This window comes from Halomonas sp. AOP22-C1-8 (genome assembly GCF_052378905.1).
GTDB lineage: Bacteria > Pseudomonadota > Gammaproteobacteria > Pseudomonadales > Halomonadaceae > Vreelandella > Vreelandella citrativorans.
Window position 1 is genome coordinate 113,891 of record NZ_JBQSYD010000006.1, and the last position, 25,617, is coordinate 139,507.

At 57.1% G+C, this 25,617-nt stretch carries 23 protein-coding genes and 1 pseudogene; 10 read left to right on the forward strand and 14 right to left on the reverse strand.

Annotated features, from left to right (window positions below; translation table 11 throughout):
• Positions 1–52: 52 nt before the first annotated feature.
• From ACT3TY_RS05215 to ACT3TY_RS05240, 6 genes are all read right to left on the reverse strand, one after another.
• A complete protein-coding gene (locus ACT3TY_RS05215; protein WP_087110707.1) occupies positions 53–973 on the reverse strand; it encodes a metal ABC transporter permease in 921 nt (306 codons plus the stop codon).
• A complete protein-coding gene (locus ACT3TY_RS05220; RefSeq protein ID WP_087110709.1) occupies positions 970–2,061 on the reverse strand; it encodes a metal ABC transporter permease in 1,092 nt (363 codons plus the stop codon). The genes ACT3TY_RS05215 and ACT3TY_RS05220 overlap by 4 nt, the downstream gene beginning before the upstream one ends.
• A 3-nt stretch (positions 2,062–2,064) precedes the next feature.
• Entirely contained in the window at positions 2,065–2,847 is a 783-nt protein-coding gene (locus ACT3TY_RS05225; protein ID WP_087110711.1) for a metal ABC transporter ATP-binding protein, read from the reverse strand.
• Between the two features lie 15 nt (positions 2,848–2,862).
• Positions 2,863–3,837 carry a metal ABC transporter solute-binding protein, Zn/Mn family gene (locus ACT3TY_RS05230; protein WP_087110713.1) on the reverse strand — a complete coding sequence of 325 codons (975 nt, stop codon included), beginning with the start codon at positions 3,835–3,837 and terminating at the stop codon, positions 2,863–2,865.
• Positions 3,838–4,235: 398 nt separating this feature from the next.
• Positions 4,236–5,606, reverse strand: a complete 1,371-nt coding sequence (locus ACT3TY_RS05235) for a PepSY-associated TM helix domain-containing protein (RefSeq protein ID WP_087110715.1) — start codon at positions 5,604–5,606, stop codon at positions 4,236–4,238.
• An 85-nt stretch (positions 5,607–5,691) separates the two neighbouring features.
• Positions 5,692–7,863 carry a TonB-dependent receptor domain-containing protein gene (locus ACT3TY_RS05240; protein ID WP_172116957.1) on the reverse strand — a complete coding sequence of 724 codons (2,172 nt, stop codon included), beginning with the start codon at positions 7,861–7,863 and terminating at the stop codon, positions 5,692–5,694.
• A gap of 213 nt (positions 7,864–8,076) precedes the next feature.
• Here ACT3TY_RS05240 and ACT3TY_RS05245 point away from each other — a divergent pair, with 213 nt between their 5' ends.
• From ACT3TY_RS05245 to ureG, 8 genes are all read left to right on the forward strand, one after another.
• Positions 8,077–8,280: a hypothetical protein gene (locus ACT3TY_RS05245; RefSeq protein WP_253926969.1), complete on the forward strand. Its 204-nt coding sequence runs from the start codon at positions 8,077–8,079 to the stop codon at positions 8,278–8,280.
• Between the two features lie 403 nt (positions 8,281–8,683).
• The gene (locus tag ACT3TY_RS05250) at positions 8,684–9,568 is read left to right on the forward strand and encodes an urease accessory protein UreD (protein ID WP_444627546.1); all 885 of its coding nucleotides are present in this window, start codon (positions 8,684–8,686) and stop codon (positions 9,566–9,568) included.
• Between the two features lie 22 nt (positions 9,569–9,590).
• Complete coding sequence (locus ACT3TY_RS05255; RefSeq protein ID WP_172116959.1) at positions 9,591–9,893, forward strand: urease subunit gamma; 303 nt, start codon at positions 9,591–9,593, stop codon at positions 9,891–9,893.
• Positions 9,894–9,945: 52 nt separating this feature from the next.
• The gene (locus ACT3TY_RS05260) at positions 9,946–10,266 is read left to right on the forward strand and encodes an urease subunit beta (RefSeq protein WP_172117035.1); all 321 of its coding nucleotides are present in this window, start codon (positions 9,946–9,948) and stop codon (positions 10,264–10,266) included.
• Positions 10,263–11,978, forward strand: a complete 1,716-nt coding sequence (ureC, locus tag ACT3TY_RS05265) for an urease subunit alpha (RefSeq protein WP_192538639.1) — start codon at positions 10,263–10,265, stop codon at positions 11,976–11,978. The genes ACT3TY_RS05260 and ureC overlap by 4 nt, the downstream gene beginning before the upstream one ends.
• Before the next feature lie 681 nt (positions 11,979–12,659).
• Positions 12,660–13,172: an urease accessory protein UreE gene (gene ureE / locus ACT3TY_RS05270; protein ID WP_172116961.1), complete on the forward strand. Its 513-nt coding sequence runs from the start codon at positions 12,660–12,662 to the stop codon at positions 13,170–13,172.
• A complete protein-coding gene (locus tag ACT3TY_RS05275) occupies positions 13,162–13,848 on the forward strand; it encodes an urease accessory protein UreF (protein ID WP_193056618.1) in 687 nt (228 codons plus the stop codon). Before ureE ends, ACT3TY_RS05275 begins: the two co-directional genes overlap by 11 nt.
• Positions 13,849–13,860: 12 nt before the next feature.
• A complete protein-coding gene (gene ureG, locus ACT3TY_RS05280) occupies positions 13,861–14,493 on the forward strand; it encodes an urease accessory protein UreG (protein ID WP_087110734.1) in 633 nt (210 codons plus the stop codon).
• 416 nt (positions 14,494–14,909) lie between these two features.
• Here ureG and ACT3TY_RS05285 read toward each other — a convergent pair whose 3' ends face one another.
• The 5 genes from ACT3TY_RS05285 to ACT3TY_RS05305 are packed head-to-tail and all read right to left on the reverse strand — an operon-like array spanning position 14,910 to position 20,949.
• On the reverse strand, positions 14,910–15,158 hold the full coding sequence (locus tag ACT3TY_RS05285; protein ID WP_087110736.1) for a formate dehydrogenase subunit delta: 249 nt from the start codon (positions 15,156–15,158) through the stop codon (positions 14,910–14,912).
• 28 nt (positions 15,159–15,186) lie between these two features.
• Positions 15,187–16,026 (reverse strand): formate dehydrogenase accessory sulfurtransferase FdhD, encoded by an 840-nt coding sequence (fdhD, locus tag ACT3TY_RS05290; protein WP_444627547.1) that lies wholly within the window; start codon positions 16,024–16,026, stop codon positions 15,187–15,189.
• On the reverse strand, positions 16,023–18,905 hold the full coding sequence (fdhF, locus tag ACT3TY_RS05295; RefSeq protein ID WP_444627549.1) for a formate dehydrogenase subunit alpha: 2,883 nt from the start codon (positions 18,903–18,905) through the stop codon (positions 16,023–16,025). The genes fdhD and fdhF overlap by 4 nt, the downstream gene beginning before the upstream one ends.
• Positions 18,902–20,458 (reverse strand): formate dehydrogenase beta subunit, encoded by a 1,557-nt coding sequence (locus ACT3TY_RS05300; RefSeq protein WP_444627550.1) that lies wholly within the window; start codon positions 20,456–20,458, stop codon positions 18,902–18,904. Before ACT3TY_RS05300 ends, fdhF begins: the two co-directional genes overlap by 4 nt.
• Complete coding sequence (locus ACT3TY_RS05305; protein ID WP_087110744.1) at positions 20,455–20,949, reverse strand: formate dehydrogenase subunit gamma; 495 nt, start codon at positions 20,947–20,949, stop codon at positions 20,455–20,457. The genes ACT3TY_RS05300 and ACT3TY_RS05305 overlap by 4 nt, the downstream gene beginning before the upstream one ends.
• 156 nt (positions 20,950–21,105) lie before the next feature.
• Here ACT3TY_RS05305 and ACT3TY_RS05310 point away from each other — a divergent pair, with 156 nt between their 5' ends.
• Positions 21,106–22,173, forward strand: a complete 1,068-nt coding sequence (locus ACT3TY_RS05310) for a substrate-binding domain-containing protein (protein ID WP_192527783.1) — start codon at positions 21,106–21,108, stop codon at positions 22,171–22,173.
• 150 nt (positions 22,174–22,323) lie between these two features.
• Here the strand turns inward: ACT3TY_RS05310 and ACT3TY_RS05315 are convergent.
• Positions 22,324–22,458, reverse strand: a pseudogene (locus ACT3TY_RS05315) (TRAP transporter large permease subunit); the annotation flags it as partial.
• Between the two features lie 232 nt (positions 22,459–22,690).
• Here ACT3TY_RS05315 and ACT3TY_RS05320 point away from each other — a divergent pair.
• The gene (locus ACT3TY_RS05320; protein WP_192527744.1) at positions 22,691–23,743 is read left to right on the forward strand and encodes a GlxA family transcriptional regulator; all 1,053 of its coding nucleotides are present in this window, start codon (positions 22,691–22,693) and stop codon (positions 23,741–23,743) included.
• Between the two features lie 86 nt (positions 23,744–23,829).
• Here ACT3TY_RS05320 and ACT3TY_RS05325 read toward each other — a convergent pair whose 3' ends face one another.
• Both ACT3TY_RS05325 and ACT3TY_RS05330 read right to left on the reverse strand, forming a co-directional pair.
• On the reverse strand, positions 23,830–25,092 hold the full coding sequence (locus ACT3TY_RS05325; protein WP_192527743.1) for a TRAP transporter large permease: 1,263 nt from the start codon (positions 25,090–25,092) through the stop codon (positions 23,830–23,832).
• On the reverse strand, positions 25,089–25,616 hold the full coding sequence (locus ACT3TY_RS05330) for a TRAP transporter small permease (protein ID WP_087110751.1): 528 nt from the start codon (positions 25,614–25,616) through the stop codon (positions 25,089–25,091). The genes ACT3TY_RS05325 and ACT3TY_RS05330 overlap by 4 nt, the downstream gene beginning before the upstream one ends.
• Position 25,617: the final 1 nt, after the last annotated feature.

A 25,617-nucleotide genomic window follows, 5' to 3' on the forward strand; every position in this document is an offset into this window, starting at 1 on the left:
AAGCGTGCGTCTTCGTCGTTGCAAGTGGCGCCCTGGTCTGGCGTTTAGCCTTTCAAAACAATGAAGGCGGCTCCATCGGCGCCTGCCGCGCCCGGCGGCGCTTCAGCATTTGGGTAATCAGCCCGTAGCGCGGCCCGCCCAAAAAGGCCAGTATCAGAAATACGCCGGTCATTACCGCCATCATGCCACCGATGGAGACGTTGAAATGCACCGCGAGGAAATAGCCGGAAATGCTCGAGGCGATCGAGATCAGCGCGCCGAAAATGAACATCATCCACAGGCGGTCAGTCAGCAAATAGGCGGCGGAGGCGGGAACAATGGCAAAGGCGATGAACAGCACCGCCCCCACGGCGTCGAAGGCCGCCACGGCGGTGGAGCTGGTCAGCATCAAAAGTACATAGAACAGGATCGTCGGCATGAAGCCAAAGGTTTTGGCCAGCGCGGGATCGAAGGTGGCGAGCTTCAGCTCTTTATAGAAGAGCCCGATAAACGCGTAGTTGAGCAGCGTCATTACGCTCATCGAGACCAGCGCCTGGGGAATCGGCAGGCCGAAAAGCTCGACGGTATCCAGCCAGACAAACCCGATTTCACCCAACAGCACGGTGTGGGTGTCGATATGCACGTCGTGGGCGTAGATATTGAGTAGTAACACGCCAATGGAGAAGAGTGCTGGGAACACCAGTCCGATGGCGGCGTCCTGCTTCACCCGCTTGGTATTGGCCAGCGCCTCGGTGAGAAATACTGTCAAAAGCCCGGTCAGCGCGGCGCCGATGAGCTGCACCGGCCCGCTCTGCTGCTTGGTCAGTATCCAGACGATCACGATGCCGAACACGATCGAATGGCTGATGGCATCCGACAGCATGCTGTTGCCGCGCAGCACCAAAAACGTGCCCACCGCTGATGAGGCGATACCCACCATGGCGCCGACCAGAATGATGGGAAGCGCGGTACTGTTGAGAAGCTCTGCGATCATGGCGCGACCTCCTCGAACGTGGCGACCACCTGGCGCGCTTTTGCCTGCCCTGTTGTCGTCAGCCCCCAGTCCGCTTCACCTTGTGAGCGGGTCAGGTAGCCTTGGCGTTTTAACAGGGCAAGGGTGAGCCGTGCGCTCAGCGATAAACGCCGTGATGCAGGCCGGGCCGGGTGTTTATATAGCGTGTAGAGAAGCTGGCGTTTTTGAAGCTCGGCTTTCTGGAGGTAGTGTTTCATGATGCCCCATAAAAGCCCGCGCCCTGGCGCCAGCGCCAGCGACAGCAGCACGATGGCCGTGGCGGTTAGTACGATCAGCGGGCCGGTAGCAAGCCCGCGCGACAGCGTGCTGATCGTCGCGCCGGAGACTCCGCTGACGATACCCACGCCCGCCGCGATGGCAAGCATGGTGCCCAGGTGGCGGCTCCACTGGCGCGCGGCCGCCGCCGGGGCAACGATCATCGCCGCCATCAAAATGACGCCGACCATCTGCAAGCCGACCACCACCGCCAGTGCGACCATGGCGGTCAGTGTCGCCTCGATGGCCGTGGCGGGCATGCCAAGCGTTCGGGCGTACTCGGCGTCGAACGTGACCAGCTTGGCCTGCTTCCAGAAGGCGGCGAGCAGCGAAAGCGTTACCAGCGTCACGCCACCCATCACCCACAGATCCGAGCGCAGCGTGGCGGCGGCCTGGCCGAATAAAAAGGCCTCAAGCCCGCCCTGGGCGGCGTTGCTGGTGCCTTGAATGTAGGTGAGCAGCACGATACCAACGGCAAAGAAGAGGCTCAGGCAAACGCCTAGCCCCGCATCGGTTTTCAGGCGGCTTTTGCGGGTGAGCAGCAGCATGATCAGCGCGGCAAGAGAGCCGGTAGCAAGCGAGCCGATCATGATGCCGCCAATATCGCGGCTGCCGGTAATGATGAAGCTCAGGCATATTCCCGGAAGAGCCGCGTGGGAGATGGCGTCGCCCAGCAGGCTTTGACGGCGCAGCACCGCAAAGCAGCCCAAGGGGCCGCTGATCAGGCCCAGAAGCGAGGCGCCGATCACCACGTTTTGAAAGGTATAATCCGATAGAAGTTCGAGCCACTGCATGGGTCAGGTCACTTTTGAGGCGGGAAACGTTAATGACTCGTGGTCACCCAGCAGCGCGATCTGGCCGCCGTAGGCCTGGCGGAGGTTGTCGATCTTGAAAACGTCTTTGGCGTCGCCACTGGCAATCACGCGCACGTTCAGTAGCAATAGCCAGTCGAAGTAGGTACCGACAGTTTGCAGATCGTGGTGGACGACGATAAGCGTCTTTCCCGCATCACGCAGGCGGCGCAGTATATCGATGATCGCCCGTTCGGTGGTGGCATCGACCCCGGCCATGGGTTCGTCCAGAAAGTAAACGTCGGCCTGTTGCACCAGTGCGCGGGCCAGAAACACGCGTTGTTGCTGGCCGCCGGAAAGCTGGCTGATCTGGCGGTGGGCAAGCTCGCTCATGCTGACCATGTCGAGCGCGTCCATCGCCTCTTTACGTTCTCGGCGCCCGGGGCGCTTGAACCAGCCAAGGCGCCCGTAAAGGCCCATGGTCACCACATCGAGCGCGGTGGTGGGAAAGTCCCAATCCACGCTCGAGCGCTGGGGCACGTAGCCCACTCGCTTGCGCTGGGCGGCATAAGGCTTGCCGTGCACCAGCACCTCGCCGGAAAGCGATGGCACCAGCCCTAAAAGGCTTTTGATCAGCGTGCTTTTGCCTGCGCCGTTGGGGCCGACAATTCCCGCCATCACGCCCGCCGGGATATCGAGATTGATATCCCAAAGCACGGGCTGGTTGTGATAGCTCACGGTCAAATTGTTGATGCTGAGAGCGGGCTCGGCACTTGCAGATGTTACCATCGAGAGTATGCCCTTTTATCCCTGTTGGTCGAGCTGCCACTCGCTTGCCCAGTCGTTGAGCTCATCGGGCAGTGGGGAAAGTGTGCCGCCGAGTGCGTTAACGATATGCTGGGTATTACGGTAGATCATACCCATATAGGTGCCGTCGACGGTACCGTCATCGCCCATGGCGTCGGAATAAAGCTCGCCGCCAACCACAACGTCATGGCCACGCTGCTTGGCCGCGTCGATCACCGCCTGGACGGTGCGCGGATTGATGGTGCTTTCAACGAACACCGCCGGTACGTCGCGCTCTACCACACTCGTCGCCATGTTGCGGATATCGGCAATGCCGGTTTCGGTTTCGGTGCTGATGCCTTGAATACCTTCAACGTCGATATCGTAGGCGCGCCCATAGTAGCTAAACGCATCGTGGGCGGTCACCAGCACGCGCTGACTCTCGGGAATGGTCGCGATACTCTCCTTGACCCACTTGTGGAGCGCCAACAGTTCGGTCTGGTATCGTTCGGTGTTGGCCTCAATAGTATCCGCGCAGTCGGGGCGCGCTTCAATAAAGGTATCGCTTAGCGTCGGCAGCGTTTGCGCCCAAAGCGAAACATCCATCCACAGGTGCGGATCGATGCCGTAGATATCCTGCGCGGTAATCAGCGATGAAGGGTCGATCGAAGAGGGCGCGACAGCAAGCGTCGGGGTGCGCGAAGAGAAATTTTCCAGCACCGAACCCAGCTGGCCTTCCAGGGCGTAGCCCGAGTAAAGAATCTGTTCGGCGCCGCGCAACAGCGAAACATCGCTGGCGCTGGCCTGGAAAAGATGCGGGTCGATCCCGGGGCCCATCATGGCCTGGACGCTAACGCATTCGCCGCCTACCTCCTGTGCCACATCGGCAATCATGCCAATGGTTGCCACCACGTTGAGGGGCGTTTCATCAGCCGCTGCCAAGGTACTGAAAGGCAGCATTCCCAATAGAATCACAGCATGTTTTGTTGCCATTATTAAGCTCCAGACTCGACATGAGGTAGATAGTAGACGAAGCAGTGTTACTCCGTGTAATCATTTTGCGCTGTGGAAACAAGTATAGCCTCGGCTAAGTTTGTGGCGCAAATAATTTAATGTCAAGCGGATAAACGTGCTGAGGTAGACTGAAATAGGCATGAGTTTATGAGGCAATAAGCGCAAATGCGCTATTAATGTATCGCTTTAGTTGGCCAAGGCATCAACGGGTCTTGCGCTGGCATCGTTCGATACTTGAAGGCATACCGATAGTGGCTATTCTGTGGCGCGTGTGAGTAGCGGGAAAGATAGAGCGAGAGGCGTAAATTGAGATTTAGATAAACCTGAGCTTCTGGCCCCAAGGGGGCCAGAAAGAGGGAGTGATAGAAACTGAGGTGTTACCTTGGCTGGTTAACCAGCCTCCGCTCCTGGAGCGGGCGCACAATCAGCCAATCAAGCAGCAGCATGACGATCAACGACGCGCCTACCAGCGGGAAAATCAATCCGCCTATCGCCAGAATGGCAATCAGACCCCGGAAAACGCGTTTGTCTGCCGGTAGTGGCGGTACGCCCATTGCGCGTGAGGGGCGGCGCTTCCACCACATTACTGCGGCCGATACCGCCAGCAGGATAATCGCCACGCACACGGTCAAAAAGAGCAGTTGGTTGGCCAGACCAAACTGCTGGCCCATATGCACGTTGATACCAAATTCCAACCAGCGACCCAGGGGCCCGTAATCGGAGTAGCTCATGTCGATCAAGCGCTCGCCGCTGTACTGATCAAGATGCACCACGCGCTGTTGGCTAAGGTCATTAGGATAGACTGATCCGGTGTACACGCCGGTCTCTGTGGTGGGCAGGCTGACCGCATAGCCATGATGCAATCCCAGCTCATCGAAGATGGCGACAGCGCCGTCAAGGCCAATGCTCGTTGCCTGGCCTGGTCCCTGTGTGGATTCTGGAATTTGTGCCTGTTCGAGTGACCAGTTTGTCGGGCTTTGCGCGTTTAAACGCGCTTCCGACATGGGCACTTCAACGCGCACACCAGAGGGGTAGCCGAAATTGTTACCGTTAGCCCACTGATTAACCTGCGCGCCCCACACGCCCGACCAAGGCATTCCGGTGATCGCCAGAAAGACGATAAACCCACCGACAAAAATACCCAGCACGGCATGCAGATCACGCCAGAACACGCGGCTTTTTGGCTTGCCGCGCACGCTAATCACGCCGCCTTTGCCTTTACGCCGTGGCCACCAGAGGTAAATGCCGGTGAGCACTAGCAGGGTTGCCCAGCCGCCGGCTATTTCAATCAGTTTGCGCGCTGTAGGTCCAAAGTATTTCAAACTGTGCAGATAGCGAACGGTCCACATCACCGTGCCGCGGTCATCCAGCGCCCCCAGCACATTGGCAGTATACGGATTGACGTAAACGGCTAACCGCTCGCCCGAGGCAGTATTCACTGTGATCTCCGCCGAGCTTTTCGGCGTGGCGGGGTCGGTGAATTTTACGGCAGTGCCAGGGTGAGCCGTAAGGGCTGCGCTTACCAGCGTAGAGGGAGGGAGCGTCGCCTCTTGAACGGCTACGCGCTTCACATCAGCGTGTATGAGTGCATCCAGTTCGTCCTTGAAAAGATAAAGGCCCCCAGTAATTGCCAGGGTGATCATGAACGGCAGAACCAAAAGGCCGGCGTAAAAGTGCCAGCGCCAAACGGCGCGATACAGGTCGAAGGTCTTGCGTTTACCTTCTTGTGGGGGTGACGTGGTCGACATGAAGTCTCTCCAGACCACCAGGCATCTAGCCTGGTGGTTTTAAGCGGTAAGGGTAAACAGGTGCTCTACTGAGCACCTGAATGAATCAGAAGCTGAAGTCGGCCCGTGCCCACACCATGCGGCCAGGCTCATTAATGCCGCGATCCAAATCAGCGGGATAGCCAAAGGCTGCATTACCCGCCAGATTCAAGTGTTCGGTGTAGGTGGTATCGAAAACGTTATCCACCCCCACACTTAGCGTTAGGTGGTTGCTTGCTTGATAGGCACCGTTAAGCGAGAACACCCCGAAGCCTGACGACGATTCCAGATCCTGGCCGACGACATTGCCTTTTTCGAGCGCAATACGGTTTTGTGCCGCAACACCACGCCATAGGCCACCCACAGAGTAGTCATCGTGTGCATAGGTCAGGCCGACCTTGGCTTCCAGCGGTGGGATCTGTGGTAATGCCTCATCGTCGTTGGCATTTCGCCCCCAGGCATAGGCCAGCGAGGCATTGCTTACCCAGTTGTCGGTTAGTTGATAGCTAGCGCCCACTTCGGCACCCGCAATCTGAGCATCAATGTTATCGATCTGAGTACCGCCCATGCCCGCGGTGTTGTAATCAAACAAGATGAAATCGTTAACGTATCCTGCATACCCGGACACCCATGCGCTTAAGCGCTGGTCGTTATACTGCGCGCCTATATCCAACTGGGTGGTTTTTTCGGGTTGAACACCGTCAAAGGCATTCAAACTACCGGCCGGGCCTGCCTGACTAGAGCTCAATTCCCAGTAATCGGGAAAGCGCTCCACATGCCCGACCCCGGCATACCAGGTGACCGGTGCTGAGGCTAAATCCTGCTCATAGCGGATAAAAGCGCTGGGCAGAGTGTCGCGGCGGGTGAGGCCTGTGGTAGCTGTGTCCAGGCTTTCGTCACTGACGCGGTAGCGGTCTACGCGGGCGCCGCCAATAAGACGGTCACGTTCATCGATAAAACGGGTGACTTCGCTGAAGGCGCCAAACTGGGTCTGCTCGTAGTCGGGCTGCCAGTGTTCGCCATCCAGATTGCGATGTACCTGATGCTCGACATCGACACCGGCCGTCCACGTGGTGTTTTCCCACTCCCACGTTGATGCGACGCGCGCGCTGCGGGTGCGACGGTCTAGCCGCATGGCCATGCCGTCACTCATGTCCATACCGCCATCCATATCCATGCCGCTGCCCATGTCCATGCCGCCGCCCATGTCCATGCCACCACCCATGTCCATGCCGCTGCCCATGTCCATGCCACCACCCATGTCCATGCTGCCCGGTGAGCGCAGCGTGAAGTTATCCATAATATGGTCGGCATAGGCATAGTTGGCCTGCATTTCCAGACGTTTCCAGTGTTCACCTAAATTCTCGCGCTGAAAACGGATGCCCACGGTTTCGCGCAGAAATTTGCTGCCATCCATACCTCGCCCGGCATAGCGCGCTTCGCCGTTTCCTCGGCCTGCGGTGACTTCAAGCCAGGTATCGTTGTCGGGTGTCCATCCAAGCGCTATGTCACCGTTCCACTTATCCCATAACGAGGGCACGGCGTTGCCATCGCCATCCTGATAGTCATTAGCTTCGGATTGATTGCCGGTAATGCGCAGGTAGCCGTCTTTATTGCCTAAAGCGGCATCAATGCGGCGATCAAAGCGCCCATAGGTACCCAGCATGACGCTGCCATCCACTCGCACACCGGCTTCATCGAACTCCTCCGGGCCGCGGTCAAAGCGCACCGTTGCCGCTGAAGCGCCGGGGCCCCACAGAACGGACTGCGGCCCTTTGGTGACGGTGAGGCTGTCGTAATTTTCAGGTGAGATATAAGACGTAGGCGCATCCATTCTTGCCGGGCAGGCGCCTAGCATTTGGCTGCCATTGGTCAGCACGCGAAGACGTGAGCCAAACATGCCACGGAACACCGGATCACCGTTGGTGCCACCGTTACGAATGGCAGAGAACCCGGGGATGGTCTGAAGATAGTCGGCGCCGTCGCTGGCAGGGGCCGGTTGCCGCGGTATACGCGGGTCGGTTTCCACCGTGAGCGGTGAGCTTAGCGGTACAGCGGTCACGACCATCGTGTTTAACGCATGATGATGCTCGTGGTGAGCGGCAGTCGCCTGTGCCCATACGCCTTGAGCAACAACGCTCGATGCGGCAGCGACGCTTAATGTCAGTACGTGTCGTTGAAAACGTTTTTTTAAGCGGGCAGGCGTAACGACGCCATGCCCAATAGTTAGATGCGGCATGATGATCCCTTTTTTGGGTGTAGACAGACGCCAGCCAGAAGCAAACTTCAGGCTAAAAAGGCTGACGATGTGGCGTTACACGATCCGAAAAAAGGGCGGAGCGCGCGTTAGCGCGTGGGGGTAGTTATCACAGGACTTTATAGCCTGCGTCGGTTGCGTCAGCAGCTTATTATGCGTAATAAACGCTTGTAAGCTGATCGGAGGGAGAGAGGTATGCGCCGTTGGGAACTGTTGCCAGATGGCACAGTAACCACATTGGTGGAACCAGTTAAATATCGGTTCTACTTCATCAGCATGGCCCGCATGGTGGTGGTTTGCTTGAGGGGCAGTATGTTGATGATGACCGCCGCCTTGATGGTTAGAGTGATGACTAGCTTCGTGATGTGCGTGATGTTGCCCATCGGACTGATACTGTGAAATCAGCGGCCCAACTAACAGCAGCTGCATCGCCACAAACGCCATACAAAGCGCAATGCGATACCAGAGCTTGTTTGCTGAGCATTGTAACTGCACGAAGCCATCTACCTTGGTGGGCAACAGACAAGCTGTTGACGGAGGATGGCCCAATAGTATCGGAAAGTTCCCAAATAAGAAGTGTTGGGCGTGTGGTCTTTTGACACACAAGGGGCGGTTAACTACTTGTTCTTTTTGGTGCGGCCGACCCTTTTAATGATCTTTTTTGGTGCAAAAAGCCGTTAGTGCTGATGGGTTATGACGGCTAAAACTTTGCAGCGATAGTAAAAGTCCACTTTTCCCCATTTTGGCGCATTCCTTGCATTTGAAAGGCTATGACCTATTCAAAAGGATGCGACTGTCTTCCATGACCTTGCGCGAACTCGCCCCACCGCTTGCGGGCTCCGGCCACCGCTTTGACCAGGAACGCCACTGGGCGGCCTCACTGGCGCTGCGTTTTGCCAAGCGCGATGGCGCCACGCGGTTAATCCAGGCACGCCACCAAGGGCCACTTCGGGTCCAGCGGCCGTTTTATCCTGAAGGCCGCCAGGAGGCGTGCCATATCTACGTGCTGCACCCACCCGGAGGATTGGTCAGCGGCGATGCGCTCACCATCAAGGCGCACGTCGAGCAAGGCGCACATGCCCTGCTGACTACCCCCGCGGCGAATAAGCTTTATAAGGCTGACAGCCAGGGGGTTGCCTGGAGCCAGTGTACCGAGCTTGAGGTCGCCGATAGCGCAACGCTTGAGTGGCTACCTCAGGAAACCATTGCCTTTGATGGCTCTAAAGGTGAACAGCGTACGCATATTGATCTTCATGGTAGTGCTCGCTGTTTAGGCTGGGAAGTCATGGCCTTGGGTCGCCCCGCGAGCGAGTTGCCGTACTTGTCAGGGCGCATTGAACAGTTTTTTCGTTTGACGCTGGATGGCAAGCCGCTATGGCTAGAACGCCAGCCGTTAGACCCGTTACACCCGCGCTTTACGGGACGCTGGGGGCAGGGCGGCGCTACGGTGCAGGCCACGCTTTGGGCGGTGGGAATGAGTGATGCGCCAGCGGCGATTGAGGAGTTGCGTAATGCCCTGCCGGATAATCCACGCTGGGCGGTAACGGTGCGCCAGGGCGTTTTATTGCTGCGCTATCTGGGTAACTCGCGAAATGAAGCCTGGGCGTTGTGCGAACAGGCCTGGAAATTGCTGCGCCCGCGCTGGATTGAGCGTGAGGCCCATATTCCGCGTATTTGGTTAACTTAATCGACTCTGTTGGAGACGCTCTATGGAATTAACCCCAAGAGATAAAGACAAGCTGTTGCTGTTTTCCGCCGCCCAGCTTGCCGAGCGGCGCAAAGCGCGAGGATTAAAGCTCAATTATCCCGAAGCGGTCGCGCTGATCAGTTTCGAGATTATCGAAGGTGCCCGGGATGGTCGCAGTGTGGCTGATTTGATGAGCTACGGGCGCGAGATTCTTGGCCGTGATGACGTGATGGAAGGCGTGGCTGAAATGGTCGACGAAGTTCAGGTCGAAGCCACTTTCCCGGATGGTACGAAACTCGTGACTGTTCATACGCCTATCAACTAGTTATCAGCAACCAGCAATCAGCCATCAGGAGGCTGCCATGATTCCCGGCCCAATGATTCCAGGACAGTATCAGTTAAAAGAGGGTGATATCGAGCTGTGCGTAGGCCGCGAGCGCATCACGGTAGACGTGGCGAACACCGGCGACCGACCGATTCAGCTCGGCTCCCACTACCACTTTGCCGAGGCCAACCCGGCGCTCGTGTTTGATCGCGACAAGACCCGCGGTTTTCGCCTTGATGTCGCCGCAGGTACCGCGATCCGCTTTGAACCTGGCCAGACCCGTGAAGTCACGCTGATTCCGTTTGTGGGTAAGCGGGAAATCTATGGCTTTCGTGGCGAGGTAATGGGACCGCTGGACGGAGATAAACAATGAAACCGGGTAACAAGATTAGTCGGCAGGCCTACGCCGATATGTACGGCCCCACGGTAGGCGACCGGGTGCGCCTGGGCGATACCGAGCTGTGGATCGAGGTTGAAAAAGATGCCACCCACTATGGCGACGAGGTCAAATTCGGCGGCGGCAAGGTGATCCGCGATGGCATGGGTCAGAGCCAACGTAACGATGAAACCGTCATGGACACCGTCATCACTAACGCGCTGATTCTCGACTGGTGGGGCATCGTCAAAGCCGATGTGGGGCTACAGAACGGACGTATTGCTGCGATTGGCAAAGCGGGCAACCCTGACGTGCAGCCCGATGTAGATATCGTGATTGGCCCCGGCACTGAAATTATCTCGGGCGAAGGCAAGATCCTGACCGCAGGTGGCATCGACGCGCATATCCACTTTATCTGTCCCCAGCAGGTAGACGAAGCGCTGATGAGCGGTGTCACTACCATGCTGGGCGGCGGCACCGGTCCGGCCACCGGGTCGAATGCCACCACCTGTACGCCGGGCGCGTGGCACCTTGGCAAAATGCTTCAGGCAGTGGATGACCTGCCCATGAACATCGGCCTGCTGGGTAAAGGTAATGCCAGCCTGCCGGAAGCTTTGGAAGCCCAGCTGGAAGCAGGCGCCATGGGCCTCAAGCTTCACGAAGACTGGGGCACGACGCCCGCCTCGATTGATACCTGCCTGAGCGTGGCCGAGCGTTATGACGTGCAGATAGCCATTCACACCGACACGCTTAACGAATCGGGCTTTGTGGAAGACACTTTGGCGGCGTTTAAAGAGCGCGGCATTCACACCTACCACACTGAAGGCGCGGGCGGCGGGCACGCGCCGGATATCCTCACTGCGTGTTCCAAAGAGTACGTGCTGCCGTCATCCACTAACCCCACGCGGCCCTACACGGTGAATACTATTGATGAGCATCTGGATATGCTCATGGTCTGCCACCACTTGGACCCCAACATTCCCGAAGACGTGGCATTTGCCGACTCACGCATTCGCCGTGAAACGATTGCCGCCGAAGATATCCTGCACGATTTGGGCGTGATCTCGATGATCGCCTCCGACTCTCAGGCAATGGGACGGGTAGGCGAAGTGGTCTGCCGCACTTGGCAAACCGCGCACAAGATGAAAGTACAGCGTGGCTTGCTACCTGAAGACGAAGCCTTGGGTGCCGATAACCTGCGTGCCAAGCGCTATATCGCCAAATACACCATCAACCCGGCAATTACTCACGGTATCGCTCATGAGGTGGGCTCTATTGAAGTGGGTAAACTGGCGGATTTAGTGCTCTGGAAGCCGGCGTTTTTCGGTGTGAAGCCCTCGTTGATATTGAAAGGCGGGATGATTGCTGCTGCCCCCATGGGCGATCCCAACGCCTCAATCCCCACGCCCCAGCCGGTGCATTATCGGCGCATGTTCGGCGCTTTTGGCCGCGCGGCCAGCCAAACTCGGCTCAATTTTGTCAGCCAGGCGGCGATTGATGCAGGCCTCAAGGAGCGCTTGGGACTTCAGAGTGCGCTTGCCGCGTGCAAGAACGTCCGTGGGGTGCGCAAGAAGGATATGAAGCTCAACGACGCCTGCCCCGAGCTGACCGTGGACCCGCAGACCTATGAAGTGCGCTGCGACGGCGAGCTTTTGACCTGCGAGCCCGCCACCGAGCTGCCGCTGGCCCAGCGCTATCACCTGTTTTAGATGCAACCCCGGCAGTGCTGCGCACTGCATCGCTAGCTGAAGCTACTCCTACAGGGGGTGTGTGAGCTACTCCGGCGGGGGGTGCATGCACTTTAACTGGTAGGAGCTGAGTTCACTCGGCGATGGCGGCGCAGCCGCCCTTCGGTGGCGGAGCGCGGTGCATGGTGTTAGCCACCAACCCCGGCAGCGCTGCGCACTGCATCGCTAGCTGAAGCTGCTCCTACAGGGGATGCATGCACTTTAACTGGTAGGAGCTGAGTTCACTCGGCGATGGCGGCGCAGCTGCCCTTGTGTGGCGGGGCGCGGTGCATGGTGTTAGCCACCAACCCCGGCAGCGCTGCGCACTGCGTCGCTAGCTGAAGCTACTCCTACAGGGGGGTGAGCTACTCCTACAGAGGGGCGTGAGGGAGGTGCATGCACTTTAACTGGTAGGAGCTGAGTTCCACTCGGCGATGGCGGCGCAGCCGCCCTTGGGTGGCGGAGCGCGGTGCATGGTGTTAGCCACCAACCCCGGCAGCGCTGCGCACGGCATCGCTAGCTGAAGCTGCTCCTACAGGGGGTGCAAGAGCTACTCCTACAGGGGGTGCAAGAGCTACTCCTACAGGGGGTGTGTGAGCTGCTCCTGCGGGGGCGTAGGCTCATTGCAAAGGCTCAACTCATTGGTCGATCAAGAGGTTAATTATGCTGAAACTGATAGAACGTTTAGGCCCGGTGGATGAAAGCGCAGCCAGCGATACGCTTACGTTACCCTTTGAACTTCGCACCCGCGGGCGCCTAAAAGCGGAAAGCGACAATGGCCAGGCGCTGGGGCTGTTTTTGGATCGTGGCCCGGTACTGCGAAGTGGCGAAGGCTTAAAAGCGGAAAGCGGCGAAGTTATTCGCGTGTGCGCTGCTATTGAGCCGGTGGTGACCGCACGAATAAGGAATGGCTTACCCTTGGCGCGGCTTGCCTACCATTTGGGCAACCGCCATGTGCAGCTGGCGCTGGGTGAAGACGAGCGCGGCGGTTGGGTACGCTTCCCACCTGATCACGTATTGGAGGAACTGGCTGTGTTGCTGGGCGCGACGCTTGAACACCACGAAGCCACGTTTGATCCAGAGCCGGGCGCCTATAATCAGATAGGCGGACATGGCCACTCGCATTCTCATGCTCACGATCACGACCATCCGCACGAGCATCATCATGCTCACTGAGCAGGCTGCAACGGGAGACTTGGCGCTGTTGGGCTTGTTGCAGCTGGTTAGTCCGGCGCTGCCCATTGGTGCCTTCGCATTCTCTCAAGGGCTTGAGAGTGCCTTTGAACTTGGCTGGGTAAATGACGAGTCCAGCCTGGCGGAGTGGCTCACTGGCGTACTGGAAGATGGCCTGACGCTTTGTGAGTTGCCGCTGATTGCCCGCTTGTACCATGCTTTTGAGCACGCCGACCGGGATGCGATAGCTCAGTGGGATGAATGGCTGGCCGCTACGCGAGAAACCGCTGAGCTGTCTGCTGAAGATAGCCGCCTGGGCGCTTCATTAAAGCGCTTGCTGGGAAGTCTTGAGCTATTGCCAAATGGCTTACTACCGCCCCATGCAGGCTATGTCACGCTCTTTGCCTTTACCGCGCACATGCGGCGCGTGCCTTGCCGCCAGGCGTTACTTGGATTTGGCTGGGCGTGGCTTGAAAACCAGCTGGCAGTTGCCTGTAAGGCCCTGCCTTTGGGCCATACCGCTGCTCAGCGGATAACAGAGCAGCTGCGACCAGCACTGGTTAGCGCTGTTGATAAAGCGTTACTGCTTGAAGATAACGCGCTTGGCCCCGTATTACCTGGGCTTGCGTTGGCCAGTGCCCTGCATGAAACCCAATATTCACGACTGTTTAGAAGCTAGGAGATACTTACCATGACTCACTGTTTACGTATTGGTGTAGGCGGCCCCGTCGGCTCCGGGAAAACGGCGCTACTCAAGCAACTCTGCCTGGCGCTGCGCGACTATTACGATATTGCTGTGGTGACCAACGATATCTACACCCGCGAAGATGCTGACTTTTTGCTTAAGCATGACGCCTTGGCCGCTGATCGCATTCTGGGCGTCGAAACCGGGGGGTGTCCGCATACGGCGATTCGTGAAGACGCCTCGATGAACCTGGCGGCTATCGATGAATTACAGGCGCGCCATCCTAAGCTTGAGCTGGTATTGGTAGAGTCTGGGGGAGATAACCTTTCTGCGACGTTTAGTCCCGAGCTTTCTGACCTCACGCTTTATGTGATTGATGTCTCGGCGGGAGACAAAATTCCGCGTAAGGGTGGGCCGGGGATTACCAAGTCGGATCTACTAATTATCAACAAGATCGATATCGCCGAGCAGGTGCACGCGTCGTTAGAGGTAATGGAGCGTGATTCAAAGAAAATGCGCGGCGAGCGGCCCTTTGTATTTACCAACCTTTACGATGGCGTAGGGCTTGAAGAGATTGTTCGCTTTATTCTTGATAAAGGAATGCTGGATGAGCGGCGCCCTCAGGCAGCGCTGGCGTAGTGGTTGAAACGCTGTCTTTGAACGTTCGCTGTTGAAAATCCGCTGCGGGACAGCCGCTATTGAGACATGGCTGCCAAAGTAACGTGACGTTAAAAAGTAAAATGCAGTGCAATAAAAAGCTGCCATGACCAGGCGGTACAAGGTCATGGCAGCTAAACTGTAGGTCGGCATCTTTGCCAAAAACGGGCCATCCTTGGCCACCACATCCACACAGTGCACCTTATGCTCGGTAAACACCTTAACTTGGGTTATGGAAACAGGTTTATATTCTAAAATAGCAACTAGTAGACTCGAAATGTCCGATTTTTAACGGAAATAATGATTTTTATTAACTTTTGCTAAAACCATTGAGCTTCTCGTGTAAGTCGCTGTGGCAAGACTAAAAGCTAATGTTATTGAGCTTTTATTGTGATGTGCTAACGAGAGACTTGCTGTTCTGATAGCCGGGTAGCCAGCAGTGTTGCAGCGCGGCGTGCCAAGGGGGAAAACTCCACGCTCTCAAGTGCCAGGCTGGCAACAAGGCGCTGCTTCATTGAGCGTGCCCAAAAGGTTTCCAGGTGACGGCAGATAGCCGCTGCTGCTGCCTCTTCATCACGACCGCTGCCCAGGTTGGTGGCGATCTGGTTAGTCATACGGACCAAATTGGCATCGTTGTTGTTTGACATAGGGTCTCTCCTCAACGCGGTAAAGGGCTCAGCCCTTGGCAGTGACAGGGCGGTGATAAATTACATGACGGCCTGGGCGTGCAAAACCGGCTAACAGAAGACCTGCTGCCTGCGCCTGTTCAACGGCCAGGGCGGTAGCTGCCGAGACGGCAACCAGCGCGCCGATCCCCACGCTTGCGCACTTGTGTACCATTTCATAGCTGGCTCGGCTGGAAACTAGTACAAAGCCCTCCTGGAGTGGTACGTCATCGCGTGCCAGCGAACCGATCAGTTTATCCAGTGCGTTGTGACGACCCACGTCTTCACGCACTCTTTGTATACGCCCCTGCAGATCACACCAGGCCGCGCCATGCACGGCGCCTGTTGCTTCCTTTAGAGGCTGATGGTCATCTAGCGTACAAAGCGCATGCTGAATGGCTGTGTCGTCAAGGTGTGGTGCACTCACCGTAGGGATGGGCCGAATGGCCTGCTCCAGGGCTTCTGTACCGCACAGCCCACAGCCGGTACGCCCGGTTGTGCTACGGCGGCGTTGTTTAAGCTCGGCCAGCCGCTGGCTGGCAATGCTTAGGTGAACCGCCAGGCCTTGAGCCTCTTCATGAAGCTCAAGGTCGTAGCACTCGTGAGGATGGGTCAGGATGCCTTCAGAAAGACTGAACCCCAGAGCCAAATCTTCAAGATACGAAGGACTTGCCATCATCACTGCATGAGAAATGCCGTTGTAAACCATCGCTACCGGCACCTCTAGCGCCAGTGCATCCTCCTGCACAGTAGCGCGCCAATAGGCCGCGCTACTGTGAACCTCAACCGGCTGGCGCGTCAGGGCGGCAGCCGGTTGTGTGCGTGCGTCGCATTCACGCACTTCACTCATGACGCCTCCTGCTGCGCCTTTGCCAAGTGGCCACGCTGGGCCTCGTCAAAGGAGGAGAAACGCTGCTGCCAGGCGGAGGGTTGGCTGACTTTTTCTACTTGCACGGCGGTAACCTTGTATTCAGGGCAGTTGGTGGCCCAGTCCGAATTATCGGTAGTAATCACATTGGCGCCACTACCGGGATGATGGAATGTAGTGTAGACCACTCCCGGCTGCATTCGCTCGCTCAGCTGTGCACGGAGCACCGTATGGCCTGATCGGCTGGTAATGCCGAGCCAGTCGCCGTCGCGCACGCCACGCAGCTCGGCATCGCTTGGGTGCAGCTCTAGTATGTCCTCATCGTGCCAGTGTTGGTTGTCGGTGCGACGAGTTTGGGCACCCACGTTGTATTGGCTAAGAATCCGTCCGGTGGTGAGCAGCAGTGGGAAGCGGCGGGTAGCGCGCTCCTCAGTGGGCACGTATTCGGTAATCGCAAAGCGCCCGAGGCCAATGGGGAAGTTGATTTCGTGCATGGTCGGCATCCCCTCAGGATGCTCGGCATTACACGGCCACTGTAGGCTGCCATAGGCTTCCAGCTTTTCGTAGCTCACCCCGGTAAAGCTCGGCGTTAGTTGAGCGATCTCGTCCATGATTTCAGACGGGTGCGTGTAGCGCATCGGGTAGCCCAGCGCGTTGGCCAGGTCCTGGGTGATTTCCCAATCCTGCTTACCGGCCAGCGGCGGCATGACCTTGCGTACTCGGTTAATGCGCCGCTCGGCGTTGGTGAAGGTGCCGTTCTTCTCCAAAAAGCTGGAACCCGGTAGAAGTACATGGGCGAATTTGGCCGTCTCGTTCAAGAAGATATCCTGAACAATCAGGCAGTCCAGCGAACGCAGCGCAGCCTCAACGTGCTGCGTGTTGGGGTCAGACTGGGCGATATCTTCGCCCTGCACGTAAAGCGCCTTGAAAGTTCCTTCGATGGCGGCATCGAACATGTTGGGAATGCGCAGCCCCGGTTCATCGTCGAGCTTGACGCCCCAGACGCTTTCAAAGCGGCCACGGGCAATCGGGTCGGCCACGTGCTGGTAGCCCGGCAGCTCATGCGGGAAGGAGCCCATATCGCAGGAGCCTTGCACGTTATTCTGACCACGCAGCGGGTTCACGCCCACGCCTTCGCGGCCAATATTGCCGGTGGCCAGGGCCAGGTTGGCAATCCCCATGACCATGGTGGAGCCTTGGCTGTGCTCGGTGACGCCCAAACCGTAGTAAATAGCGCCGTTGCCAGCGGTGGCGTAGGTGCGCGCTGCCTGGCGTACAGCCTCGGCGGGCACGCTGGTAATCGCTTCGCTGGCTTCCGGAGAGTGGCGCGGGTCGGCGATAAACGCACGCCAGCTTTGGTACGCTTCGGTGTCGCAGCGGCTAGCCACGAACGCCTTGTCTTCAAGACCTTCAGTGACCACCACATGCCCAAGTGCGTTGATCAGCGCGACGTTGGTACCAGGGCGCAGCGGCAAATGCTGGGCGTCGCTCAGGTGAGGCGTTTTGAGCAGATCGATAGAGCGTGGGTCAGCGACGATTAGCTTCGCGCCCTGTCGCAGGCGCTTGCGCATCAACGAGCCAAATACCGGGTGGGCATCGGTGGGGTTGGCGCCAATCACGATAATCGCGTCGGCTTTCATGACTGAGTCAAAGGTCTGCGTACCGGCAGATTCGCCGAGCGTGGTTTTCAGGCCGTAGCCGGTGGGCGAGTGGCAGACGCGTGCGCAGGTATCAGTATTGTTATTGCCAAATGCTGCGCGAATCAACTTCTGCACCAGGTAGGTCTCTTCGTTGGTGCAGCGCGATGAGGTGATACCGCCAATGCTCTCGCGGCCATGCTCGGCCTGAATCGCTTTTAGGCGATTAGCGGCAAAGCCAATGGCTTCTTCCCAGCTGGCCTCGCGCCAGGGCTGGTCGATGCTGTCGCGGATCATCGGCGTGGTCAGGCGGTCGGGGTGAGAGGAGTAGCCGAACGCAAAGCGCCCCTTCACACACGAGTGGCCGTGGTTAGCGTCGCCGCCCTTGTAGGGCACCATGCGCACCAGCTTGTCACCTTTCATTTGCGCTTCAAACGAGCAGCCCACACCACAATAGGCGCAGGTCGTGACTACGCTGCGGTCCGGCACGCCGTGATCAATGACGCTGTTTTCCATCAGCGTGGCGGTCGGGCAGGCCTGTACACAGGCGCCACACGAAACGCAGTCTGAATCCATAAACGCTTCGTCTTGCCCCGCGGCCACTTTGGAATCAAACCCGCGACCGTCGATGGTCAAGGCGAAGGTGCCCTGCACTTCCTCGCAGGCGCGCACGCAGCGGGAGCAGACGATGCACTTGCTGGGGTCGAAGCTGAAGTAGGGGTTGGAGGTATCTTTGGTGGCCTGAAGATGGTTCTCACCGTCAAACCCATAGCGTACTTCGCGAAGACCAACGCTGCCCGCCATGTCTTGTAGCTCGCAGTCGCCATTGGCCGGGCAGGTCAAACAGTCCAGCGGATGGTCGGAGATGTACAGCTCCATCACGTTGCGGCGCAGTTTGGCGAGTCGCTCGTTCTGGGTGGTCACCTGCATGCCTTCCACCACGGGGGTGGTGCAGGAGGCTGGCAGCCCACGGCGGCCCTCTACCTGTACGGCGCATAACCGGCAAGAGCCGAACGGCTCCAGGCTGTCGGTGGCACATAATTTGGGAATATTAATATCGGCCAGCGCCGCTGCACGCAGTACCGAAGTGCCTTCCGGCACCGTGATGGTAATACCATCAATTTCCAGGTTCACCAGCGCCGTACCCGTTGGGAAAGGCGTGCCCAGGTCTTTATCGTGGGCGGCGCTTCTGGCGTACTGTTTGGGGTCAAAGTGTCCGATCATGATCTGTCTCCGTTCGCGGCCCGCTGAAAATCGTCAGGGAAGTGGTTCAGGGCGCTTTGCACTGGGAAGGGGGTCATGCCCCCCATGGCACAGAGCGAACCATCCACCATCGTTTCGCAGAGGTCATGGAGCAGGGCGAGGTTGGCCTCGCGGTTTTGGTCGGCGCGGATACGATCAATCACTTCCACGCCACGGGTTGAGCCGATACGGCATGGCGTACACTTGCCGCAGGACTCCACCTTGCAGAATTCCATCGAGAAGCGCGCTTGTTCGGCCATATCCACGCTCTCATCAAACATCACCACACCGCCGTGACCTAGCACCGCGCTCTCGGCGGCAAAGGCTTCGTAGTCCAGCGGTAAGTCCCATTGGGATTCCGGCAGGTAGGCGCCCAGCGGGCCTCCCACCTGCACGGCACGCAGCGGTTTGTCGCTTAACGTGCCGCCACCGAACTCCTCCATCAGGGTGCGCAGCGTGGTGCCGAAGGCAAGTTCCACCAATCCGCCGCGCTGAACATTACCCGCCAGCTGAAGTGCCAAGGTGCCCCGCGAGCGGCCCATGCCATGCGAGGCGTAAGCCTCAGCGCCTTCAGCGAGGATAAACGGCACGGCGGCCAGCGAGAGCACGTTGTTAACCACGGTAGGAAGGCCGAATAGTCCTTCAATAGCGGGCAGCGGTGGTTTGAAGCGTACCAGGCCGCGCTTGCCTTCCAGACTTTCGAGCAACGAGGTTTCTTCACCGCAAATGTATGCCCCAGCGCCCAAGCGCACTTCCAAATGAAAAACGCGGCCACTGCCACACAGGTTCTCACCCAGATAACCGGCCTGTTCGGCATGGGCGATGGCCTCGTCAAGAATCTCCTTGGCCAGCGGGTATTCTGAACGCAGGTAGATGTAGCCTTGGGTTGCGCCTACTGCAAGCCCGGCAATCGTCATGCCTTCAATCAGCAGGTAGGGGTCGCACTCCATCACCAACCGGTCGGCGAAGGTACCGGAGTCGCCTTCATCAGCGTTGCAGACGATATACTTTTGATCGGCCGGTGTGTCCAGCACCGTCTGCCACTTGATGCCAGTAGGAAACGCCGCCCCACCGCGCCCGCGCAGCCCTGAGGCTTTTACTTCCTCAACAATGTCCGGTGGCGCGCTTTGCAGCGCTGCCTCCAGGCCGCGAAACCCACTATGCGCCCGGTAATCTTCAATCGAGAGTGGGTCGGTAATACCAATGCGGGCGAACGTCAGGCGCTGCTGGCGAGCGAGGTAATCGATCTCTTCGGTTGGCCCCAGGGCCAATGAATGGGTGACGCTGCCCTGCAGCATGCCGCTGTCCAGCAGCGCGGGGATATCGGCAAGTGCCACCGGGCCATAGGCAAAGCGGCCGGTGGGTGTTTCCACCTCAACCAGTGGCTCAAGCCAGGCAAGCCCGCGTGAGCCATTGCGCACCAGCGTAATGGATTCACCACGGGCAGCGGCTTCTCGTGCCAGCCGGTTGGCGATGGCATCGGCGCCCAGCGCCAGCGCGGTGGTATCTCGGGGTACGAAAACACGAATGCTCATGCGATCACCTCCAGCGGCCTGGTTTGCAGCTCATCCAATAATGCATCGAAAGCTTCAGGCGTTACCCGACCGCGCACGCCATTATCCACGCGAACGGAGGGGCCACAGGCGCAGTTGCCCAGACAGTAAACGGCCTCAAGGGTGATGTCGCGGTCGCTGGTGGTCTGGTGGTAATCAATGCCCAGGCGCGCTTTGGCATGAGCCTCAAGCTGGCGCGCGCCGACGGCCTGGCATGCCTCGGCGCGACAGATCTGCACCACGTGGCGACCCGGCGGTGCGGTCCGAAAGTGGTGATAAAAGCTAATGACCCCGTGTACTTCAGCGCTGGTCAGCTGTAATGACTCGGCGATGAGAGGCACGGCATCCGGAGGAATAAAGCCGAAGCGGTCCTGGAGGGCATGAAGAATCGGCAGCAACGCGCCTGGTTTGTGGCGTAGCGCATTGATCTCGGCCTGAATCGACTGCGACGACCATTCTCGAGACTCATTCATCATGTCTCTCCTGGTGCTGATTTATTATTTAGTAAACATGCACAGCTCTGCCTATTTTAAGCGATGTGTTAAAAAGAGCGTGCACCACGGTCAGTGCAACGCTAGCATCAACGCTATAAGTACAAAATATGAAAGATTATGCCTATGAAAAAAGCCATGCAAAAAATCAGCGTTATCCCCTCTTGGTGCTTTCGCGATGAGGAGGGTAATCAGCTTGATATACATCTACTTCGCTTGCTTGAAGCGGTTTATCGGCGGGGAAAACTCACGCTCGCCGCAAGCGATGTCGGCATCTCGTATCGCCATGCTTGGAACCTTTTGCGCCAGAGTGGGGAGTTCTTTGGCGTACCGCTGGTAGAGATGCAGCGTGGGCGCGGCGCACGGCTTTCACTGCTAGGTGAAAAGTTGTTGTGGGCCGAGCAGCGTGCGATTGCCCGCCTGGGGCCGCAGCTGGAAAGCCTGGGGTCTGAACTGAACCTGGCGATTCAACAGCAGCAGCAAGGGGCGCTATCGGTGTTGCGGCTGCACGCCAGCCATGGTTTTGCTGTCGAGCTACTTCCCAAATACCTGCACGAAATACCCCTGGACTTACAGTACTGCAGCCCGCAAGAGTCGCTGACGGCCCTTCATCGGGGCAGTTGCGATGTGGCGGGTTTTCATCTGCCGCGTGGCAAGGTCGGTGAGCGCGTACGCGATACTTACCAAGGGCTTTTAAAGCCGCGTCAGCACCGAGTGATTGGCTTTATCGCTAGGACTCAGGGGCTGATGGTGGCGCCGGGTAATCCGCTTGGTATCACGGGGGTCGCATCGCTGGCTGATAAGTCCGTGCGGTTCGTCAACCGCCAGGCTTCGTCAGGCACGCGCTCGCTGCTGGACTGCCTGTTAAAAGAGGCGGCGGTTTCCAGCAAAAAGATTCGTGGGTTTGAAATAGAGGAGTTTACCCACTCTGCGGTAGCTGCTTACGTCGCCGCTGGCATGGCTGATTGCGGCTTTGGTGTAGAGGCTGCCGCTCAAAAGTTTGGGCTTGATTTTTTACCGCTGGCTATCGAAGACTATCTTTTGGCCTGCCATCACCGTTCATTAAAAGAACCACGGCTATGTGCCTTTCTGAAGGCATTGCAGGGTGAGCCCTTTCAGGAAGCGGTCAAGCGCCTGCCGGGTTATAGCCCAAGCCAGTGTGGTGAGGTGATGCGGCCCGAGGATGTACTCACGGCAAAGAAATGAGTGCTCTGTTAAACACCAGGAGACAGAAAAGCAGAACTTCGCTTATCCAGCGATCAATAACCCAATCAACGGCCCGCCCTCAACGCAAGAGCGGGCCGTTTGCTCACCCTGGAGCGTTGGATGGAGGAACGTTTAGTAGCTGGTAATCCATAAAATGATGCCAAACCAGATGGGATCAAACCCCAGGCTTGTGATCATGGGAAACGTAATAGGCAGCGTCATTAGCAGTAGTGTTATGCCATCAAAGAAGCAACCCGGTACGATATAAATGATAACAATCATCAGCTGCCAATCGCGGCAAACATGATAGAAGCATGTTTAAAGCACCCTTATTGACGCTTCATGCACTGTTTTATATTCATGAACGGCGACGGGCGACCATAGAATGGCTAACAATTCCTTGCACACTTATCCTGGCCAGCAGTGATGCGATGCCAATTGATTACCTTTCAGGTTATGTTGGTATCTTGAAAACGCCCCCTTTTGCACCGTCGTCGTGGTCAGGTTGAGGGAATATATGAAAGATAAGTTTTGTAGCTTGTTGAAAAATAAAAATATGGCCTATTTACCACCAGAACAAACGCTGGCAGTGCCCGCAAAAGTGAAAACAGTCGTTTTTTTGTTGATGGAAAATTTTTCCATGATGGCATTTACAGGTGCTGTTGATGCGTTGGTAACAACGAATTTGATGAACGCAACGACCACTTACAACATAAGGGTTGTCGGTAATGGCAGCGCCGCTGTGCAATCAGACTTGGGGATTGAAATTAACGCTGATGCATCTCTTGCGGATTTTGATCTTTCCAACGAAAAAGTAGATGTATTGATAGTGTGTGGTGGCTTGAGAGTTAAAGCGCAGTCCTCAGCGCTTGTGCGTAATAAGCTAAGAAAGGCAGATAGTCACGGCGTTGTATTGGGTGGTTTATGGAATGGCGCCTACTTTCTTGCAGACGCAGGTCTGTTGAGTGGCTATCAGTGCGCGTACCATCCTGACGGACGCGCCATGATGGCTGAGGAGTTTCAAGACGTTACTATCTCTGCTCGAAGCTACGTTGTGGATAGAAAGAGATTAAGCTGCGCGGGCGCGAGCAGCTCCCTAAGCCTCATGCTAGAAGTTGTTAGAGCCGATTGTGGTGACCAAGTAGCCAGTGCGGTTGAGGAAATGCTCAGCTGTGACAAGGAAATAGAACTGCCAGACATTTCAACGATTAACGTTGATCAAAACCATACGTTACCAGAAACGCTTAAAACAGCCCTTCAGTTGATGAAAAACAATATTGAAGAGCCGTTATCTATTGTTGAAATAGCCAATTGGGTGGGTATTTCACGGCGCCAGCTAGAGCGATTGTTCTGTCACTATATTGTCGCTAGCCCTTCTCGGTATTACATGGAGTTGCGTTTAACACGGGCGCGGCAGCTATTGCAGCAAACAAATAAACCGATAGCAGAGGTGACCGTGGCAACAGGGTTTGTGAGTGTTTCGCACTTTAGAAACTGCTTTTATCAACTGTTTGGCGTGTCCCCTGGCCAGTTTAGAAAGTCGTTTCAAAAGGGCGGCCGTTTCCTGTGACCTTGTGCATGAATGGCGGCGTACTGATAAATACGGGATTCAAAGGGAGCCGGGCAGGCTCCCTTGAAGAGCATATCTGGACGATATTAATTTCCCGACCACCCCATGAATATGGGGACATAGACCACTAGCAGCAGCACGCCGATTAGACCCAGCAGATAAGGCACGATGGCGCGTGTAATACGCTCAAGCGGTAGCTGTGTCACTGAAGATGCAACGTACAGGTTGATCGCCACGGGTGGCGTGATCATGCCTATCGAGAGCCCTACCACAATAATCAGACCGAAGTGGATTGGATCGACCCCCAGCTGCAGCACCAGCGGTAGCAGCACCGGCGTTAAGATAATCAGCGCGCTTGCCGTTTCGATAAACACACCGGTCAGCAGGATGACGGCGACCACCAGCAGCATGATAATCAGCGGGTTGGTGGAGAGCGACAACACCGATTGTGCGATAGCACCAGGCACCTGCCAGCTAGACAGCGTCCAGCTCAGCACCGCCGACATGGCAATCACTAGCATGATCACTGCAGTGGTGATGGCTGAGCGGATCAGCAGCCGATACACCTGGGGCAGGGTTAAATCACGATAGATGAATAGCGATACCAGTAGCGCATAGTTGACGGCTACCACCGCCGCTTCAGAGGGCGTAAAGATCCCCGTGAAGATACCGCCCAGAATAATCACCGGCGTCATCAAGCCCCAGCTTGCCGCCTTGAACGTGCGCAAGATGGTGGTGATGGACAGCGGTGTCCCCTTGGGGTACTGGCGTTTATAGGCTTGGGTAATAGCAATCGCCATTAATCCCAAACCCATTGCCAAACCAGGTAAAAAACCGCTCAAAAACAGCTTGGATACCGACTGCTGGGCAATCACCGCATAGATAATCATGGGCACCGAGGGCGGAATGACCACGCCAATCGTGCCACTGGCGGCAATCAGGCTGGCCGCCGATGCGGGGTCGTAGCCCTTTCGCTTAAGCTCCGGCACCAGGCTTGAACCGACCGCCGCCGTGGTGGCTGCCCCCGAACCCGAAATAGCGGCAAAGAACATGCCCGCCATGACCGATACGACCGAAAGCCCGCCACGCATAAAGCCCACCAGCGAATCGGCAAAACTCACCAACCGCTCGCTCACCTTGCCCTGGGCCATTAAGTCACCGGCAAGAATGAACATGGGAATCGCCACCAGCGCGAAGGAGTTGATGCCCTGGAACATCTGCTGGGTCACCACCATCAGCGGCACGCCCGACTGATACAGGGCAAACAGAGTGCTTGCGCCAATCGCAAAGGCAATTGGTACGCCCATTAGCATAAACAGGAAGAACAGGCCAAATAGCAGCATGGTCATGGTGTCTGTTCTCCAGTGGGTTGCGAGGGTTTGCCTTCAAGCACCAGTTCAAGCAGATCGACCAACGCATACCAGGCCATGATGGCTGCACTGATCGGCATTACGGCATACACGTACGACATCGGCACGCGCAGCGAGGCGGATTTCTGAAAGCTCTGTACCTGCATGTAGCGATAGCCGATCACTACCAGCGTGATCATAAAAGCGATAACCACCATCACCGCCAGTATTCGCGCTATTTGGCGTAAACGAGCGGGAAGCGCGTCGACGGCAAAGGTAACGGCGATATGATGGCCGCGCTGAAAAGCCAGCGTGCCGGCTAGAAAGGTAATCCAGATGAGCAGAAAACGGGCGACCTCTTCGGTCCAGCCAAAGGCGGTGAAAAACACTCGAGAGACAATTTGCAGCGTAATCACGCCGATCAAGGCCGCCATGCCCGCAAAGACCACTGGCTGGAGAACCGTATCTAGACCGCGCTCTATGCCTCTTAATAGTGCCAATAAAGGTTGAGAGAAAGTGGCCACG

Bases quoted from the DNA above. Each gene is read 5' to 3' on its own strand.
- ACT3TY_RS05215 (WP_087110707.1), bottom strand. From the start codon at position 973: ATGATCGCAGAGCTTCTCAACAGTACCGCGCTTCCCATCATTCTGGTC.
- ACT3TY_RS05220 (WP_087110709.1), bottom strand. From the start codon at position 2,061: ATGCAGTGGCTCGAACTTCTATCGGATTATACCTTTCAAAACGTGGTG.
- ACT3TY_RS05225 (WP_087110711.1), bottom strand. From the start codon at position 2,847: ATGGTAACATCTGCAAGTGCCGAGCCCGCTCTCAGCATCAACAATTTG.
- ACT3TY_RS05230 (WP_087110713.1), bottom strand. From the start codon at position 3,837: ATGGCAACAAAACATGCTGTGATTCTATTGGGAATGCTGCCTTTCAGT.
- ACT3TY_RS05235 (WP_087110715.1), bottom strand. From the start codon at position 5,606: ATGTCGACCACGTCACCCCCACAAGAAGGTAAACGCAAGACCTTCGAC.
- ACT3TY_RS05240 (WP_172116957.1), bottom strand. From the start codon at position 7,863: ATGCCGCATCTAACTATTGGGCATGGCGTCGTTACGCCTGCCCGCTTA.
- ACT3TY_RS05245 (WP_253926969.1), top strand. From the start codon at position 8,077: ATGCGCCGTTGGGAACTGTTGCCAGATGGCACAGTAACCACATTGGTG.
- ACT3TY_RS05250 (WP_444627546.1), top strand. From the start codon at position 8,684: ATGACCTTGCGCGAACTCGCCCCACCGCTTGCGGGCTCCGGCCACCGC.
- ACT3TY_RS05255 (WP_172116959.1), top strand. From the start codon at position 9,591: ATGGAATTAACCCCAAGAGATAAAGACAAGCTGTTGCTGTTTTCCGCC.
- ACT3TY_RS05260 (WP_172117035.1), top strand. From the start codon at position 9,946: ATGATTCCAGGACAGTATCAGTTAAAAGAGGGTGATATCGAGCTGTGC.
- ureC (WP_192538639.1), top strand. From the start codon at position 10,263: ATGAAACCGGGTAACAAGATTAGTCGGCAGGCCTACGCCGATATGTAC.
- ureE (WP_172116961.1), top strand. From the start codon at position 12,660: ATGCTGAAACTGATAGAACGTTTAGGCCCGGTGGATGAAAGCGCAGCC.
- ACT3TY_RS05275 (WP_193056618.1), top strand. From the start codon at position 13,162: ATGCTCACTGAGCAGGCTGCAACGGGAGACTTGGCGCTGTTGGGCTTG.
- ureG (WP_087110734.1), top strand. From the start codon at position 13,861: ATGACTCACTGTTTACGTATTGGTGTAGGCGGCCCCGTCGGCTCCGGG.
- ACT3TY_RS05285 (WP_087110736.1), bottom strand. From the start codon at position 15,158: ATGTCAAACAACAACGATGCCAATTTGGTCCGTATGACTAACCAGATC.
- fdhD (WP_444627547.1), bottom strand. From the start codon at position 16,026: ATGAGTGAAGTGCGTGAATGCGACGCACGCACACAACCGGCTGCCGCC.
- fdhF (WP_444627549.1), bottom strand. From the start codon at position 18,905: ATGATCGGACACTTTGACCCCAAACAGTACGCCAGAAGCGCCGCCCAC.
- ACT3TY_RS05300 (WP_444627550.1), bottom strand. From the start codon at position 20,458: ATGAGCATTCGTGTTTTCGTACCCCGAGATACCACCGCGCTGGCGCTG.
- ACT3TY_RS05305 (WP_087110744.1), bottom strand. From the start codon at position 20,949: ATGAATGAGTCTCGAGAATGGTCGTCGCAGTCGATTCAGGCCGAGATC.
- ACT3TY_RS05310 (WP_192527783.1), top strand. From the start codon at position 21,106: ATGCAAAAAATCAGCGTTATCCCCTCTTGGTGCTTTCGCGATGAGGAG.
- ACT3TY_RS05320 (WP_192527744.1), top strand. From the start codon at position 22,691: ATGAAAGATAAGTTTTGTAGCTTGTTGAAAAATAAAAATATGGCCTAT.
- ACT3TY_RS05325 (WP_192527743.1), bottom strand. From the start codon at position 25,092: ATGACCATGCTGCTATTTGGCCTGTTCTTCCTGTTTATGCTAATGGGC.